This window comes from Xylocopilactobacillus apis, from assembly GCF_033095965.1.
Taxonomy (GTDB): Bacteria; Bacillota; Bacilli; order Lactobacillales; family Lactobacillaceae; genus Xylocopilactobacillus; species Xylocopilactobacillus apis.
Window position 1 is genome coordinate 950,001 of record NZ_AP026801.1, and the last position, 17,814, is coordinate 967,814.

General features: G+C 35.8%; 12 protein-coding genes, 5 tRNA genes and 2 rRNA genes (1 of these 19 cut by a window edge). 18 read left to right on the plus strand and 1 reads right to left on the minus strand.

Going from position 1 to position 17,814, the window contains the following annotated elements:
- The 17 genes from R8749_RS04500 to R8749_RS04580 form a co-directional block, all read left to right on the plus strand.
- Nucleotides 1-2,385: ribosomal RNA gene (locus R8749_RS04500) — 23S ribosomal RNA — on the plus strand (it extends 518 nt beyond the left edge of the window).
- Between the two features lie 56 nt (nucleotides 2,386-2,441).
- A 5S ribosomal RNA gene (gene rrf / locus R8749_RS04505) occupies nucleotides 2,442-2,558 on the plus strand.
- A 5-nt stretch (nucleotides 2,559-2,563) separates the two neighbouring features.
- Nucleotides 2,564-2,636, plus strand: a tRNA-Asn gene (locus R8749_RS04510).
- 57 nt (nucleotides 2,637-2,693) lie between these two features.
- Nucleotides 2,694-2,765, plus strand: a tRNA-Glu gene (locus R8749_RS04515).
- Nucleotides 2,766-2,768: 3 nt separating this feature from the next.
- Nucleotides 2,769-2,841: transfer RNA gene (locus tag R8749_RS04520), tRNA-Thr, on the plus strand.
- 59 nt (nucleotides 2,842-2,900) lie between these two features.
- Nucleotides 2,901-2,986 (plus strand) — tRNA-Leu (locus tag R8749_RS04525).
- Between the two features lie 99 nt (nucleotides 2,987-3,085).
- Nucleotides 3,086-4,210 carry a C39 family peptidase gene (locus tag R8749_RS04530; protein WP_317698258.1) on the plus strand — a complete coding sequence of 375 codons (1,125 nt, stop codon included), beginning with the start codon at nucleotides 3,086-3,088 and terminating at the stop codon, nucleotides 4,208-4,210.
- A 25-nt stretch (nucleotides 4,211-4,235) separates the two neighbouring features.
- Entirely contained in the window at nucleotides 4,236-4,838 is a 603-nt protein-coding gene (locus R8749_RS04535; RefSeq protein ID WP_317698260.1) for an ECF transporter S component, read from the plus strand.
- Between the two features lie 144 nt (nucleotides 4,839-4,982).
- Nucleotides 4,983-5,183: a cold-shock protein gene (locus tag R8749_RS04540; protein WP_317698261.1), complete on the plus strand. Its 201-nt coding sequence runs from the start codon at nucleotides 4,983-4,985 to the stop codon at nucleotides 5,181-5,183.
- 101 nt (nucleotides 5,184-5,284) lie between these two features.
- Nucleotides 5,285-8,032, plus strand: coding sequence for a cation-translocating P-type ATPase (locus R8749_RS04545; protein ID WP_317698263.1), 2,748 nt, complete (start codon nucleotides 5,285-5,287; stop codon nucleotides 8,030-8,032).
- An 83-nt stretch (nucleotides 8,033-8,115) separates the two neighbouring features.
- Nucleotides 8,116-10,113, plus strand: coding sequence for a methionine--tRNA ligase (metG, locus tag R8749_RS04550; RefSeq protein WP_317698264.1), 1,998 nt, complete (start codon nucleotides 8,116-8,118; stop codon nucleotides 10,111-10,113).
- Nucleotides 10,113-10,919 (plus strand): TatD family hydrolase, encoded by an 807-nt coding sequence (locus R8749_RS04555; protein WP_317698265.1) that lies wholly within the window; start codon nucleotides 10,113-10,115, stop codon nucleotides 10,917-10,919. Before metG ends, R8749_RS04555 begins: the two co-directional genes overlap by 1 nt.
- Nucleotides 10,909-11,478, plus strand: a complete 570-nt coding sequence (gene rnmV / locus R8749_RS04560; protein ID WP_317698266.1) for a ribonuclease M5 — start codon at nucleotides 10,909-10,911, stop codon at nucleotides 11,476-11,478. The genes R8749_RS04555 and rnmV overlap by 11 nt, the downstream gene beginning before the upstream one ends.
- On the plus strand, nucleotides 11,471-12,298 hold the full coding sequence (gene rsmA / locus R8749_RS04565) for a 16S rRNA (adenine(1518)-N(6)/adenine(1519)-N(6))-dimethyltransferase RsmA (protein ID WP_317698268.1): 828 nt from the start codon (nucleotides 11,471-11,473) through the stop codon (nucleotides 12,296-12,298). Before rnmV ends, rsmA begins: the two co-directional genes overlap by 8 nt.
- Nucleotides 12,299-12,390: 92 nt before the next feature.
- Nucleotides 12,391-12,630, plus strand: a complete 240-nt coding sequence (locus R8749_RS04570) for a Veg family protein (RefSeq protein WP_317698270.1) — start codon at nucleotides 12,391-12,393, stop codon at nucleotides 12,628-12,630.
- 128 nt (nucleotides 12,631-12,758) lie between these two features.
- Nucleotides 12,759-14,153: a bifunctional UDP-N-acetylglucosamine diphosphorylase/glucosamine-1-phosphate N-acetyltransferase GlmU gene (gene glmU / locus R8749_RS04575; RefSeq protein ID WP_317698272.1), complete on the plus strand. Its 1,395-nt coding sequence runs from the start codon at nucleotides 12,759-12,761 to the stop codon at nucleotides 14,151-14,153.
- Between the two features lie 23 nt (nucleotides 14,154-14,176).
- The gene (locus tag R8749_RS04580) at nucleotides 14,177-15,193 is read left to right on the plus strand and encodes a ribose-phosphate diphosphokinase (protein WP_317698273.1); all 1,017 of its coding nucleotides are present in this window, start codon (nucleotides 14,177-14,179) and stop codon (nucleotides 15,191-15,193) included.
- Between the two features lie 109 nt (nucleotides 15,194-15,302).
- Here the strand turns inward: R8749_RS04580 and R8749_RS04585 are convergent.
- Nucleotides 15,303-15,374: transfer RNA gene (locus R8749_RS04585), tRNA-Arg, on the minus strand.
- A gap of 141 nt (nucleotides 15,375-15,515) precedes the next feature.
- Between R8749_RS04585 and pflB the strand changes: the two genes are divergently transcribed.
- Nucleotides 15,516-17,777, plus strand: coding sequence for a formate C-acetyltransferase (pflB, locus tag R8749_RS04590; protein ID WP_317698274.1), 2,262 nt, complete (start codon nucleotides 15,516-15,518; stop codon nucleotides 17,775-17,777).
- The last annotated feature ends 37 nt before the right edge of the window (nucleotides 17,778-17,814 follow it).

The window sequence follows — 17,814 nt, forward strand, 5'->3', positions numbered from 1 at the left end:
GGAGGGGAATGAAATAGAACCTGAAACCGTGTGCTGACAAGTAGTCAGAGGCCGTTAAAGGCTGATGGCGTGCTTTTTGTAGAATGAGCCGGCGAGTTATGTTTGCGTGCGAGGTTAAGTTGAGAAGACGGAGCCGAAGCGAAAGCGAGTCTGAATAGGGCGCGAGTACGTAGATATAGACCCGAAACCAAGTGACCTACCCATGACCAGGTTGAAGGTAAGGTAAAACTTACTGGAGGACCGAACCCACGTATGTTGAAAAATGCGGGGATGAGTTGTGGGTAGCGGTGAAATTCCAATCGAACTTGGAGATAGCTGGTTCTCTCCGAAATAGCTTTAGGGCTAGCCTGGAGGCAAGTATAGTGGAGGTAGAGCTCTGTTTGGACTAGGGGCCAGTCAATGGTTACTGAATCCAGATAAACTGCGAATACTGCTATAATAATCCTCTGGAGTCAGACAGTGAGTGATAAGATCCATTGTCAAAAGGGAAACAGCCCAGATCACCAGTTAAGGTCCCAAAATACATGCTAAGTGGAAAAGGAAGTGGGGTTGTAGAGACAACTAGGATGTTGGCTTAGAAGCAGCCATCATTAAAAGAGTGCGTAATAGCTCACTAGTCGAGTGACCCTGCGCCGAAAATGTACCGGGGCTAAGCATGATACCGAAACTGTGGATGTGCATGAAGAATGTACGTGGTAGGAGAGCGTCCTATGAGCGGCGAAGCTGTACCGAGAGGAGCAGTGGAGCGCATAGGAGTGAGAATGCCGGCATAAGTAGCGAGAAATAGGTGAGAATCCTATTCACCGAAAGACTAAGGTTTCCTGGGGAAGGTTCGTCCGCCCAGGGTTAGTCGGGACCTAAGGCGAAGCCGAGAGGCGTAGCTAATGGACAGCAGGTTGATATTCCTGCACTATATATGACTGATTGAGCGAAGGAGTGACGCAGGAGGATAAGTACGCATGCTGATGGATGCATGTCTAAGTATCGAGTCAGGGAGAGAGAGAAAAGCTTTTTTCTGATAATGGTGAGATACGAATGGGAGCGAAATTAAGTAGCGAAGGTACAGATTTCACACTGCCGAGAAAAGCTTCTAGTGAGGGAGTATATACCCGTACCGCAAACCGACACAGGTAGTTGAGGAGAGTATCCTAAGGTGAGCGAGAGAACTCTTGTTAAGGAACTCGGCAAAATGACCCCGTAACTTCGGGAGAAGGGGTGCTGGTTAAGAGATTGATCAGCCGCAGTGAAAAGGCCCAAACAACTGTTTATCAAAAACACAGGTCTCTGCAAAATCGTAAGATGAAGTATAGGGGCTGACGCCTGCCCAGTGCTGGAAGGTTAAGGGGAGCTGTTAAGAGTAATCTGAAGCAGTGAACTGAAGCCCCAGTGAACGGCGGCCGTAACTATAACGGTCCTAAGGTAGCGAAATTCCTTGTCGGGTAAGTTCCGACCCGCACGAAAGGCGTAATGATTTGGGCACTGTCTCAACAAGAGACTCGGTGAATTTATAATACCCGTGAAGATGCGGGTTACCCGCGACAGGACGGAAAGACCCCATGGAGCTTTACTGCAGCTTGATATTGAACATTTGTGTAATCTGTACAGGATAGGTAGGAGTCAAAGAAACTTGGACGTCAGTTTGAGAAGAGACGCTGGTGGGATACTACCCTGATTAGATGAGTGTTCTAACCTACTACGAGAGATAGAGGGACAGTGTCTGGCAGGCAGTTTGACTGGGGCGGTCGCCTCCTAAAGAGTAACGGAGGCGCCCAAAGGTTCCCTCAGAATGGTTGGAAATCATTCGTAGAGTGCAAAGGCAAAAGGGAGCTTGACTGTGAGACAGACAAGTCGAGCAGGGAGGAAACTCGGGCTTAGTGATCCGGTGGTACCGCATGGAAGGGCCATCGCTCAACGGACAAAAGCTACCCTGGGGATAACAGGCTTATCTCCCCCAAGAGTTCACATCGACGGGGAGGTTTGGCACCTCGATGTCGGCTCATCGCATCCTGGGGCTGGAGTTGGTCCCAAGGGTTGGGCTGTTCGCCCATTAAAGCGGTACGCGAGCTGGGTTCAGAACGTCGTGAGACAGTTCGGTCCCTATCCGTCGCGGGCGCAGGAAATTTGAGAGGATTTGTCCTTAGTACGAGAGGACCGGGATGAACATACCGCTGGTGAACCAGTTGTCTTGCCAAAGGCATCGCTGGGTAGCTAAGTATGGAATAGATAATCGCTGAAAGCATCTAAGTGAGAAACTAACCTCAAGATGAGATTTCCCATACCGCAAGGTAGTAAGACTCCTCTAAGAAGAAGAGGTAGATAGGCTGGGAGTGGAAGTACGGTGACGTATGAAGCGGACCAGTACTAATAAGTCGAGGTCTTAACCGAGACGAGAGCATTGATGGTAGTAGATATTTAGTTTTGAGTGTCTGAGAAGACATGAGTGTGGTGGTGACAGCAAGAAGGGAACACCTGTAACCATATCGAACACAGAAGTTAAGCTTCTTAACGCCGAGAGTAGTTGGTGCGTAAGTGCCTGCGAGGGTAGGAAGCTGCCACACTTTATTCCGGCTTAGCTCAGTTGGTAGAGCGCTTGACTGTTAATCAAGATGTCGCCAGTTCGAGTCTGGCAGCCGGAGTAACATCCAATCATTAGATTGGATTTTCTTTTCAATAAGTAATTATTGAAAAGTTATGACCCGTTGGTCAAGTGGTTAAGACACCGCCCTTTCACGGCGGTAACATGGGTTCAAATCCCGTACGGGTCATTGGCCGACTTAGCTCAGCTGGTAGAGCATCGGTATCGTAAACCGGCGGTCGGAGGTTCGAATCCTCTAGTCGGCATGATTTTCGATTTTTTATTTGTGAGTTGAGTTTTAAGTTTGCTTTTAATTTTATGTCTTGCGGGTATGGCGGAACTGGTAGACGCGCAGGATTAAGGATCCTGTGAGAGCAAAATCTCATGGAAGTTCGAGTCTTCTTGCCCGCATGTTTAAAAGCTATTTGTTGGATCATTTTGTTATGGTTCAACTTTTTTTGTTTTTTAACTTTTTTATATTAAAATATATTAAAGGTATAGGAGATATTTATGTTTAAGTTGTTTAAGAAAAAACTATTGTTTTTTTGGGGAATATTAATAGTGATGTTAAGTCAGAGTTTGCCTCTGGTTAATGGCACCTATGTTAATGCTTCTTCCGTTACCTCCTTTGTTGGAGTAATTGATTATGTTAGTGGTTACAGTGTAAGAGTTTATCAAAACAATGGAACCGTAATGCAACCTACTACTAAAATGTTGTTGGATGGAACAACCTGGAAAGTCTTTGACACTTCTATCGTTAATGGTATTGAATATTATAATTTAGGTGGTAATCAATGGGTTCAATCTAAATTTATTAAAAATTTTGTTGCACCTAAGTGGGACGGACAATCGTATTTAACAATTGGTTATGAAGCTGGTTATGGAATTGCGGTTTATAAAGATGCTGGATCGTCTTCTGTAGTTCCTGGAAAAACTTTAAAAAATGGCACAACCTGGAAAGTTTTAAGCCAAAAAAATGTTAATGGAACTCCTTGGTATCAACTTGGAAGTAATCAATGGGTAAATGGAAAATATACTTTATTTGGTAAAGTAAGCTCTTCTAGTGTTAAATTAAGTGTTCCATATCATAGTCAATACGTACCTGTTTTTGCTCCTTGGGGATGTGCCTCTACAGCAATGGCTATGTTAGTAGAATATGAAGGGCCAACTGTTGATCTTCGTTATGCTCAAGATCATCTTCCTATGTATCCAACTCCGGGTGGTCAAAAAGGTAATGTTTATACAGGTGTAGGTTTTGGATATGTTATAAATTCAACTGCCTTAACTAAATATGCACAAAATTGGAATACCAATGTCAGAAATATTACTGGTAGCTCGGTTAACACAATAAAAAATCTTGTTTTAAGCGGACATCCAGTGTTGTATTATGGATTTTCATCATATCAAAAATTACCCGGTGATCAAAGAAGAAATCATTGTAAAGTAATAGTCGGATATGATAACGGCAATTTCTTAATTCATGATCCTTTGTATTATTCTTCTAGTGATCGTTCCGGTAGTGGTGGTACAAGAAGTATTGGATATTATAATGGTTATGATAATGGAGCCATTTATTGGTCAAGTACTTCTAAACTTACTAATGAATATGCTGGTAGTGCTATTTCTATAAAATAGAAGTTTGAAAAAGGAGTATTATTAGTTGAGTTTTGGTAACCATAAAAAGATTTTTAGAATTGCAATATTAAGTGTTTTTATTGCCTTAATAATTGCTCAGTCTTTTTTGCCATTTTTAGGATATATAACTTTAATTCCAGGCTTTCCACAAGTAACAACGTTACACTTAACCGTTATTTTAGCAGGATTATTGTTAGGACCTTTAGATGGTTTAATTATTGGCTTTTTTTGGGGGTTAACTTCATTAATAGTTGCATATACTACACCACCAGGTGGATTAGCTGTTTTGATTTTTCAAAACCCTATTATTTCAATAATTCCTAGGATTTTAACGGGATTAATTGCTGGTATGATCTATAAGCCTTTTAAGAAACTATCACGATTTAAAAGAAGTTTTGGAGCAATATTGGCTTCAATTTTCGGTACTTCTGTTAATACTATTGGAGTAATTTTATTATCATGGTTACTTATAGCTGAAAAAGTTGTTAAGTTTCAACACATCTCCGGTAATTTTTTTATTGGACTTTTATCCATATTTATGGTTAATTTTGTGTTAGAGATTATTTTGTCAGTTATTGTTTGTCCAATTATTTCTGAACTTTTAGTTGATCGAATTGAACAAAGGTGACGGGTAGAGATTTTAGATAATTGATTTTTAAATGTAATATGGTACAATAAGTTATGTATTTTTTCAAAGGGTAGTGGTTCGATAGTTTTATACTTTCCCCATGGTACCTGTGATAGATGCAATTTTTTAGTGGAAGGAAAGTCAATGGAACACGGAACTGTAAAATGGTTTAATCCTGAAAAGGGTTATGGTTTCTTAACAAGAGAAAATGGCGATGATGTATTCGTACATTTCTCATCCATTCAGGGAGATGGTTTTAAAACTCTTTCTGAAGGCGAAGCTGTAACTTTTGATATTGAGGATTCAGATCGCGGACCACAAGCTGTTAACGTTGTAAAAGGTTAATTAGTTTGCTGGAAAAAGCCTAAATTTCGTTTAGAAATGAAATTTTAGGTTTTTTTTTATTATATTAAGTTTATAAATATTTTTTTGGAGACATGTTCATCATGGAAAAAAATAAAAGCTTCGACTTATTAGAAACCGAAATAGATAAGTTTTATAAAGAATTAAATACTTCTTCAAAAGGAATTAGTTCTAACGAAGCTAAAAAAAGATTAAGTTCTTATGGTCACAATATTATTCAGCGGGAAAAACAAGGATCTCGATTCAAAGAATTTATCCAAAATTTTATTAGTGTAATGGCGATACTTTTGTGGGTTAGTGGTTTTATATCTATTTTTGCGGGAATGCCTCAACTTGGTATTGCAATTTGGGCAGTAAATTTAATCAATGGATTTTTTAGTTATTGGCAGGCTCGGGCTGCAAAAAAAGCTACTGATTCTTTAAGTAAAATGCTGCCAAGTTATGCCCAGGTAATTCGTGATGGAAAAATGGTTCAAATAGATGTTGAAGATCTAGTGCCTGGTGATGTATTTCAAATCACAGCAGGAAACAACATTTCTGCAGATGCAAGGATTATTTCTAATGATTCTCTAGAAGTTGATGAGTCGGCTTTAACTGGAGAGTCTAATTTAGTTCACAAACAAGTTTCTTATGAACAGGGGCATGGAAAATTTGGAATTAAAAATGAGATTTTTGCAGGTACGGTCGTATCTTCTGGCAGTGCTTTGGCAGTTGCAGTTAAAACTGGAATGAATACAGAATTAGGACATATTGCAAAACTTACCGAGACTAATAAAAAAGTATCTTCTCCTCTTCAAATTGAATTAAATCGGTTAACTCGTCAAATTTCATTAATTGCATTCATGATTGGTATTGTTTTTTTTATTTCTGCAATCTTTTTTGTTCATTATCCTGCTGCTAAATCATTTATTTTTGCTCTAGGCATGGTTGTGGCTTTTATTCCAGAAGGGCTTTTACCTACAGTAACTCTTTCTTTGGCTCAGGGAGTTCAAAGAATGGCTAAAAAGCATGCATTAGTTAAATCGTTAAATAGCGTTGAGACTCTTGGAGAAACAACGGTGATTGCTTCTGATAAAACCGGCACTTTAACTCAGAATCAGATGACAATTAATCATATTTGGTTTCCTCATAAAATTTATGAAGTAACCGGCGAAGGATACGTTAATAATGGTGAAATACAGTTTCAAAGTTCGAAAATTTATTTAAAAGAAGATGCAGGTCTCCAAAAGTTAATTGATATTGCAGCTTTAAACAGTGATACAGAAATCAAACAAGAAAAGTCGGAAAAGCCAAAAATTATTGGAACTCCTACCGAAGCTGCTCATGATATTTTAGTTGCTAAATCAGGAGCCGATAAAAAAGAAATTATAGCTAGTTATCCAAGAATTAAAGAATTAACTTTTGATTCAAATCGAAAAAGAATGACTACAATTCATCAAATGAATGATGGAAAAATTTTCATTGCAGTTAAAGGGGCACTTTCTAGTGTTATTTCTAAGTGTTCTAAAATTTTTGATAACGGAAAAATACGTGATTTAACAGGAGATGATAAAGATTCTATCAGTAAAGCTGATGATACCTTTGCGTCAGAGGGATTACGATCTCTAGCAATGGCATACAGAATCGATGATAGTAAATTAGACGAATATGACATTGATAATACAGAAAGAGAACTCATTTTTGTTGGATTTACTGTGATGGCAGATCCGCCTCGTCCTGAAGTTTATGATGCTGTTCAAAAAGCTCATCAAGCAGGAATTAAAATTATGATGGTTACAGGAGATAGTGGTTTAACTGCAAAATCAGTTGCTAAAAAAATAGGAATTGTTTCAGATAACGCAAGAATTATTTCAGATACTGATTTAGATAATATGTCAGATGATGAACTTTCTGAAGCTGTAAAAGGTGAGGTGATCTTTGCTCGGGTAGCACCTGAACAAAAATATCGAATTGTTAAAGCAAATCAAAGGAATGGAGAAATCGTTGCTTCCACTGGAGATGGGGTTAATGATGCTCCTGCTTTAAAACAGGCAGATATTGGTATTGCAATGGGAATGACGGGGACCGATGTTGCAAAAAATGCGGCAGATATGATTTTGACTGACGATAATTTTGCCTCAATTGTAACAGCAATTGAAGAAGGTAGAACTGTTTATAGCAATATTCAAAAGTTCTTAGTTTATATTTTGAATAGCAATTTACCAGAAGCTATTCCTTCAGCTCTATTCTTGTTTTCACGAGGACTTATTCCTCTGCCTTTAACAGTTATGCAGATTTTAACCGTGGATCTTGGAACTGATATGTTACCTGCCTTAGGGCTTGGTGCAGAGCAAATTGAACCAGGAGTTATGGATAAACCTCCGCGTCCTCGAAAATCTCATCTGTTGAGTAAATCTATTATTTGGAAAGCTTTTGGTTGGTACGGTTTAATTGCTTCTTTGGTTTCAACAGGTGCGTATTTCTTTATTAATCATTTACATGGCTGGCCGTCAGTTCCTTTAGCAAGTTCAGGAGTATATTATCGGGAAGCAACCACAATGACTTTGGCAGCAATTGTTTTTTCTCAAATTGCTGCTGCTATTAACTGTCGAACTGAACAAACTTCAGTTTTTAAAATTGGCATTTTTAGTAATAAGCATATAGTTACAGGAATAATTTTTGAAATTTTAATTCTAGTAGTTTTGATTTATGTTCCTTTCTTCCAAGGAATTTTTAACACTGGTCCATTAAGTATAAAAAATTGGATTTTTCTCTTTTTAATTCCGATTCCACTGATTCTGATTGAAGAGATAAGGAAATATATTGTTAGAAATTTGCATAAAAATAAGTAAATATTAAACTATCGTCCTTTGGACGATATTTTTGTCTGTAAGAGATGCTATAATTTAGTTAATTCTGTTTTTGTGAGGAAATAATGTCAACGAATAAGAAATTTTATATTACAACTCCAATCTATTATCCTAGCGGAAGACTTCAGTTAGGTAATACGTACACTACTGTTTTAGCTGATAGTTTAGCAAGATTTCATCGTTTAAAAGGAGAATCTGTTTACTTTTTAACAGGTTCAGATGAACATGGTCTTAAGATTGAAAGAAAGGCCGAAGAAAATAATCAAAAACCGATCGAATACCTTGATGAACAAATAGCCAATTTTAAAAAACTTTGGAAATTAATGGATATTTCGTATGATCAATTTATCAGAACTACTGATCCAGAGCATGAAAAAAAAGTTCAGCATATTTTTAGTAAGCTTCAAGAACAAGGGGATATTTATAAAGGAGAATACGTAGGTTGGTATTCAGTATCTGACGAAGAGTACTTCACTGAATCTCAATTAGCTGAAGTTTATCGCGATGAGAGTGGAAAAGTTATTGGCGGTAAAGCTCCTAGCGGTCATGAAGTTGAGCTGGTTAAAGAAGAAACTTATTTTTTCAAAATGAGTAAATATGCGGACTGGTTATTAAAGTATTATCAGGATCATCCAAATTTCATTCAGCCGGCATCCCGGATGAATGAAATGATTAATAATTTTATTAAACCTGGACTAGAAGATTTAGCAGTTACTAGAACTAAAGTTGATTGGGGAGTCAAAGTTCCAGGTGATCCTAAACACGTTATTTATGTTTGGATTGACGCTTTAAGTAATTATATAACTGCTTTGGGATACGATCCTGATCAAAAACAGCAGCCAGAATTATTTGAAAAATTTTGGCCGGCAAACTTACATTTAGTAGGTAAAGAAATTGTTCGTTTTCATACGATATATTGGCCAATAATGTTACATGCACTAAATTTACCATTACCAGATGAAATATTAGGTCATGGCTGGTTAATTATGAAAAACGGAAAAATGAGCAAGTCTAAAGGTAATGTGATTTATCCAGAGACTCTTATTGATCGCTATGGCTTAGATGCAGTTCGTTATTATTTACTTAAAATGATGCCGTATGGCAACGATGGAGTTTTCACGCCGGAAGATTTTGTAACACGTCTTAATTCTGATTTAGCTAATGATTTGGGAAATTTGTTAAGTCGTACTGTAAGTATGATTAACTTGTACAATGATGGTGTAATTCCCAAACTGTCAAACTTAAACAAGGAAGATGTTAGTATTGAAGAATTATCGGTTCAAATATATAAAGATTATGATGAAGCGATGAGCACGGCTAACCTTGGAGATGCGCTAGATGCAGTATGGACATTTATTAGACGTACGAATAAGTATATTGATGAGACGCAACCTTGGGTCAAAGCCAAAGATTCATCATTAAAAAATGAATTAAATGATGTTCTTGCACATCTAGCTGCTTCATTAAGATTTATTGGCACACTCTTACAGCCGATTATGACAGAAACACCTAAAAAAATTTTTGAACAGTTAGGATTGGATCAGATCAGTTTAATTAAAGATTTGAATTTTTTGGATCTTCCAGAAAATTCTAAAGTAGTTGAAAGACCAACTTCTATTTTTCCAAGGATTAAAGCAAAAGAGGAAGTAGAGTTTGTTAGTAAATTGGTTAGTAAGAGTACAAAAGGGAAAGGGCGTGCTCATATGGAAGAGTTGAAGAAAGAAGAACAGAAGTCTATTCAGTACGACGATTTTAGTAAAGTAAAGATGGTTGTTGCTGAAATAAAAGAAGCCGAATTTTTACCGAATTCTGAAAAATTAATCAAATTTATTCTTGATGATGGACACAACCATCATCGCCAGATACTGAGTGGAATTAGAAAATGGTATCCTGAACCGGAGAAATTGATTGGTAAGAAAGTTATAATTGTTGCCAATCTAGCTGCTAGAAAAATGGCGGGAAGCCAAAGTGAAGGAATGATTTTAGCTGGTGAAAATGGCGATGGAAATGTTGTTTTAACTCTTATGCCGGATGTATTAGAACCGGGAGCAGAAATTAGCTAATGGCTAAAATTGACCCGACTTTACTGTTACCACCCCAAGATCATAGTTATCAGATTTTTAATTCTCACTGCCATTTAAATGATGATAGTGAGTTTGAAAATGTTGATCAATTAATTGATGAAGGAAACAAATTTAACGTTACAAATTATATTGTTGTTGGATCGAATCAACTTTTAAATGATCGAGCAATTGGTATTTGCAACAAGTATCATAATTGTTTTCCAGCTATTGGTTGGCATCCGGATTCTTGGCAGGAATATACTGACGAAAAATTAACCAAGTATTTGGATATGAATAATTCTAATTTAATAATTGGCGAAATAGGTTTAGATTATCATTATTCGAAAGAGGATCGAATTGAGCAGCAAACGGTTTTTTCTCTGCAGCTTGATCTTGCACAGCAGTACCAGCGTCCGATATCAATCCATACTCGTGAAGCATTTGAAGATACTATCCGTTTATTAAAGGACAAGAGTATTAATAATGGTATTATTCATAATTTTAATACCGGACCAAAACAAGCGGAAGCATATTTGAATCAAGGATTAATGCTTTCAGTTAGCGGTGTTGTAACTTTTAAGAATGCTGAAGAGTTAAGAGAAAGTCTAAAAATAATTCCTCTTGACCGTTTATTAGTTGAAACAGATGATCCATATTTAACGCCAGTTCCATATCGAGGGAAACCTAATCATCCGGCGTATGTGTATTTCACTCTTAAGTATATTGCTGAATTCCTTCAAATTGATATAAAAACTCTTGCAGCTCAAATTTTTAAGAATACGGAAAAACTAGTTAATGATAAATAATAAAATTAGGTCGGTAGTTGTTGTAGAAGGGAAAAAGGATACTCAGCGGTTACGATTAATAGATCCAAATGTTAGAACTATTGAAACAAGAGGTGCAGCTGTTGATAAAGATATCGTCGCTTTAATAAAAAAAGTAAGTAAGACTGAAGAAGTGGTTGTTTTAACGGATCCAGATTTTTCTGGTGAACGAATTAGGCGGATTATTTCGCAACAAGTTTCAGGAATTAAACATGCTTTTTTAAGACAAAAAGATGCGATTCCGGGAAAAGAGAGTCATCATGCTTCGCTGGGAGTTGAACATGCACCAGAAAAAGCAATTATTAGAGCACTTAATGAAGTATCTCGTGAAGAAAAAGAAAAGCCGAAATTAATTAATAAACTAGATTTAATGAAGTTAAAATTATTGAATTCTCCCGAAGCTAGAATTAGAAGAGAGTATATTTCGGAAAAATTAAATTTGGGTCACGTAAATGGTAATCATTTAGCTGAGAGACTGCAGCTTTTAGGAGTTAGCTTGTCTGATCTCAAAAATATTTTAGAAAAGAAAGATCATGAATAAGTTTAAAACTAAAAAGAGTTTGGGACAGAATTTTCTTGAAAGTTCTCAAACGATTGAAAAAATTATTAAATTAGCTAATTTAACTTCAGACTCAGATGTAATAGAAATTGGAGTAGGTTCAGCCAACCTAACCACATATTTAGCTCAGTCCGCAAAAAGAGTATTGGGATTTGAAATTGACACAAGTTTAATGCCAATTTTAGAAAGAAAATTAAATGATTTTCCAAATGTCTACATTACTTTTGGAGATGTTCTTAAACTTGACCTGAAAGAAGAAATAAACTCAAAATTAGCTAACTTTGAAAACTTAACTGTGGTAGCTAATATTCCTTACTATATAACTTCGCCTATTATTCATTTGTTGTTAGAATCTGGAATCTCATTTAAAAATATAATTTTAATGGTTCAAAAAGAAGTTGCTCAGAGAATAACTGCTAAACCGAATACAAGTGAATATAGTACTTTATCAATATATGTGCAGGAGTTTTGTGATCCAAAACTCGAGTTTATAGTTGATAAAAGTAATTTTTCACCTGCTCCAAAGGTTGATTCTGCCATGATAACTCTTAGACAGCATTTAAATCAAAAGCCATTAACTGATGTTGAATCAGAAATGAAGCTTGTTCAATTAGCTTTTAGTAACCGAAGAAAACAGCTAAAAAATAATTTATTTAATTTAACATCTGACCCTAAGAAAAAAGAACAAATTTCTTTACTTATTGAAGAATTATTTGGAAATTCCAAAATTAGAGCACAAGAATTGTCTTTAATGGAATATAGAAAACTTTTAAGCAAATTAAGAGAAAACGGCTTGTGGTAATAGTTTTGCAGTTTTATTTATTATTTTTTTGCATATTTGAATGTTTTTTTTCATCGTGCTATACTTTTAACAGATGGTTGAGTGAGGTGGATATGCCGAATAATATTGCAAAAATTAAGGATAATTTGGATTCTAAGATTGGACAACACGTTGTTGTCAGAGCACAGGCTGGTCGAAAAAAAATAATTAAGAGAAATGGTACGCTCAAGCAGACCTTTAGAGCGGTTTTTATTGTAGATCTTGATGAACATAAAAGTACTTATGAACGAGTGTCATATAGTTATACTGACCTCTTAACTAAGAATGTAGAATTAAATTTTGATAATGATTAAATATTTTATTGGTTCCATCACATAGTTGTGGTGGTTTTTTTATGTTTAAAAATTTAATTTTTTTTGAAATAAAAGCGATACATAGTTTACTATAAGAGATGAAAAAAAATAATTTGTTGGAGTTGTAAATGGAAAATAGCGTAAATGCAATTATTTTAGCTGCTGGTAAAGGAACCAGGATGAAGTCAAAAATTCATAAAGTTATGCATGAAATTTGTCATCGTCCTTTAATTGATTGGGTTTTAGATGGTGTAGCTGATTTTAATTCATCTCAGATTTTTACAGTTGTTGGTTTTGATCGAGAACAAATTGAACATCATTTACAAAACCGCTCAAAAATAGTTTTTGAAGAAAAACAATTAGGAACCGCAGATGCTGTGAAATCTGTCCGTGGCTTACTGGAAGGGAAAGATGGGGTTACTCTTGTTTTGAATGGAGATTCTCCATTATTAACAAAAGACACAATCAATCAATTGATTGATTTTCATGTAAAAGCTAAAAGTCCTCTCACACTTTTAACAGCGGATTTAGATAATCCTCAAGGTTATGGACGTATTATTCATGATAAAAATCATAAATTTCTAAGAATCGTTGAGCAAAAGGACGGTAATGCTGAAGAACTATCTATTCATGAAGTGAATTCTGGCGTTTACTGTTTTGATAATCGATTATTATTTGACTATATTGATCAAATTCAAAACCGTAATAGCCAAAAGGAATACTATTTAACGGATCTGGTTGAAATATTTAGAAACAACGGATTACAGCCGATGACTTATAAAACTTCTGATTCTGATGAAATTTTAGGCGTGAATGATTTAATTGCATTAAATACAGCTCGAAAAATAATTCAAACTCGTATTAATACTCATCTCTTGAAGAGCGGTGTTCAACTAATTGATCCCGATCATACTTACATTGATGCAAGTGTTCAAATTGGTCATGATACAATTATTGAGGCCAATGTTCAGTTGATGGGAAATACTAAAATTGGTGATAATTGCCATATTGGAATGGGGAGTGAAATTAGAAATTCTATCATCCATGATAATGTTACCGTCACCAGTTCTTTGATTGAGGAATCAGAAATGTTAAGTGGTTCTGATATTGGGCCTAATAGTCATTTAAGACCAGATGCATTGATTGGTGAAGGTGTACATATTGGTAATTTTTGTGAAATCAAAAACGCTAATATTGGTAGAAATACTAAAGTTGGTCACTTATCGTATGTTGGAGATGCCGATCTTGGTGAAGAAATTAACGTTGGGTGTGGAGTAGTTTTTGTTAACTATGACGGGGTTAATAAACATCGATCAAAGGTTGGTTCATATTCATTTCTTGGAAGTGGTTCTAATATTGTTGCCCCAATCGATATTGCTGATCATAGCTTTATTGCAGCGGGTTCTACAATTACTAATGATGTACCTTACCATGCATTGGCTTTTGGAAGAGCAAAACAGGTTAATAAAGAAAATTATTGGGATCGTCTTCCAATTGCTAAATCGTCTTCATGGTCAAAATAATATAAGAAATAGAGGAGAAAAAATTGTCTGTTGGTGGTCTAAAACTTTTTGCATTGAGTTCTAATGTACCGTTATCTAGAAAAATTGCACGTCAAATGGGAGTTGAATTACAACCTCGTTCAGTGGCAAGATTTAGTGATGGAGAGATTCAAATTGATATTGGAGCTAGTATTCGAGGTGATGATATCTTTTTAATTCAATCAACCTCTGAGCCAGTTAATGATAATCTGATGGAATTACTTATCATGGTTGATGCTATGCGTAGAGCATCAGCTCGTTCAATTAATGTAGTGATGCCTTATTATGGGTATGCTCGTCAGGATCGGAAAGCTAATCCCAGAGAACCAATCACTGCAAAATTAGTGGCAAACATGTTAGAAAGTGCGGGAGTAAATAGGGTAATAACGATTGATTTACATGCTGCTCAGATTCAAGGATTTTTTGATATTCCAGTAGATCATCTAAGAGGAGTTCCTGTTTTTACTGGCTATATTTTAGATAATGGATATGATGATAATGCAGTTATTGTTTCCCCTGATCACGGTGGAGTAAATCGTGCACGTGTACTAGCTGAGTATTTAAAAGCACCTTTGGCAATTATTGATAAACGTAGACCCAAGCCTAATGTTTCAGAAGTAATGAATATTATTGGTGATGTAAAAGGTAAGAGAGCAATTATCGTTGATGATATTATTGATACAGCTGGAACTTTAGTTCATGCTGCAGATGCGCTTTTAAACGCTGGAGCAAAATCAGTAATAGCATGTGGTACTCATGCTGTTCTTTCAGGACCTGCAATTGAAAGGATTCAAAAATCAGGAATGGAAAAAGTAATAGTTACAGATACCATCAATGTACCAAAGGAAAAAAGATGCAGTAAATTGGAGATTGTTTCTGTTGGTCCAATGATGGGGGAAGCAATTTCTCGTGCTTATCACGGAGATTCCTTATCACCGTTATTTGAGATTAAAAACCGCTATTTGTATCGTGACGTCAAAAGAGCAAGTGACGTTCACAAGATTAATGATAGTCATAATTGATGATTTAAAGCCTGTGAAATAATTAATTAAAAACCCATTGAAAAGATTGTTAAATTGCTTATTTCAATGGGTTTTTTAATTTAAAAAATAACTATTAATTTTTAAATAATGTTTCCGGTCAGAGTCGAACTGACGACTAATCTTTAGGAGAGATTTGTTATATCCACTTAACTACGGAAACAACTTTAAAAATTTTATCATAATTTATAATAAAAGAGTTCAAAAATCAAAAAAAAATTATTATAAAAGGGCTTGCATTAGTTTGTGAAAACACTTACAATAATTATGTTAATTAGGTGAACTAAGTCGGAGGTACAAAAGTATGAAACAGTTGACTAAAAATGAGTTAGCTGAATATTGGGATGGATTTAAACCTGGTCGTTGGCAGGAAGAAGTTGATATTCGTGATTTTATTCAAGAAAACTTCTTAGGTTACGATGGTGATGAATCATTTCTTGAAGGCCCAACTGAAGCTACAACAGTATTAAATAATCAAGTTTTAAATTTAAAGAAAAAAGAACGTGAAGTTGGTGGTGTTTTAGCTGCTGACAATAATATTCCAAGTACAATTACTTCTCATGGAGCAGGATATTTAAATAAAGATCTTGAAAAGATTGTTGGGTTACAAACTAATGCACCATTGAAGCGTGCTTTTATGCCTTTTGGTGGGATTAGAATGGCTGAAGACGCTTTGACTTCTTATGGGTTTGAAACAGATCCAAAAATGCATAAAGTATTTACGGAATGGCATAAAACTCATAATCAAGGTGTTTTTGATATTTATACTCCTGAAATGAGAGCTGCACGTCACTATAAGATTGTTACCGGACTTCCTGATGCTTATGCTCGAGGTCGAATTGTTTCAGATTTCCCTCGAATTGCAGTTTATGGGATTGATCATTTGATGGAAGAAAAAGCAAAAGATTATGCTGGAATTGGCGACGGCGAAATGACTGAAGAAGTTATGCGTCTTCGTGAAGAAGTATCAGATCAATATCGTGCCTTAAATGACATGAAGAAGATGGCAGCAGCTTATGGTTATGATATTTCTAAACCAGCAAAAAATGCTCAGGAAGCAATTCAATGGATTTACTTTGGTTACTTAGCAGCCATTAAGACTCAAAACGGGGCAGCAATGTCAGTAGGCCGTCTTGATGATGTAATAGATATCTTTATCCAAAGAGATCTTGATAATGGAGTAATTAACGAAACTGAAGCACAAGAATTAGTTGATCATTTCATTATGAAATTAAGATTAGTTCGTTTCATTAGAACTCCTGACTATAATTCGCTATTCTCAGGTGATCCAATCTGGGCAACATTATCAATTGCTGGAATGGGTATGGATGGACGTCATCATATAACTAAAACTTCATTTAGAATTTTGAAGACTTTGGAAAATATGGGAGCAGCTCCTGAGCCTAACATTACTTTGCTATGGTCTGACCGCCTTCCTGAAGGATTCAAACGGTATGCAACTGAGGTTTCTATCAATAGTTCAACAATTCAGTATGAAAATGATGATTTGATGAGAACTCAGTGGGGAACTGATTATTATGGAATTGCTTGCTGTGTTTCTGCTCAGCCAATTGCTGATGGTGTTCAGTATTTCGGTGCTCGTGCCAACTTGGCAAAAGCAATCCTTTATGCAATAAACGGTGGTGTTGATGAGTTAGGACATAAGCAAGTAGGGCCTGCTTACGAACCAATTACGAGTGAATACATTGATTATGATGAATTCATGAAGAAGTTTGATAAACAAATGGATTGGCTTGCTGATATTTATGTTAATGCTTTAAATGTAATTCACTTCTCACATGATAAGTATTATTATGAAGCAGCTCAGCTTGCTTTAAAGGATACTCGTTTAAATCGTACTTTTGCTACTGGTATTTCAGGATTCTCTCATGCAGTTGATTCAATCTGTGCGATCAAATATGGTCATGTAAAACCAATTCGTGACGAAGATGGTGTTGCTATTGACTTTGTAGCTGATAATGATGATTATCCTCGTTATGGAAATAATGATGATCGTGCTGATGATATTGCTAAATGGTTAGTTAAGACTTTCTATTCAAAGATGAACACACACCAATTATATCGTGGTTCAAAACTTTCTACTTCTGTTCTAACGATTACTTCAAATGTAGTTTATGGTAAAAATACAGGAACTACTCCTAATGGACGTAAAGCTGGAGAACCATTTTCTCCAGGGGCAAATCCATCATATGGAGCTGAAAGTCACGGAGCTTTAGCATCTCTTATGTCTACTGCTAAAATTCCTTACAAGTATGCTACTGATGGGATTTCCAATACCTTCGGAATTACACCAAATACTCTTGGACATGACATGGAAGCAAGAAAAGATTCATTAGTAAATATGATTGATGGTTACATGGTTAATAATGGAATGCATTTAAACGTTAATGTGTTTAATCGTGATACTTTAATTGATGCTCAAAAGCATCCAGAAGAATATCCAACTTTAACTGTTCGTGTATCAGGATATTGCGTATACTTTGCTGATCTTACTAAGGAACAACAAGATGATGTAATAGCTCGTACATTCTTTGAACAAATGTAATTTAAAAATTAATTAAAAAAGTAGGAGTATTCCTGCT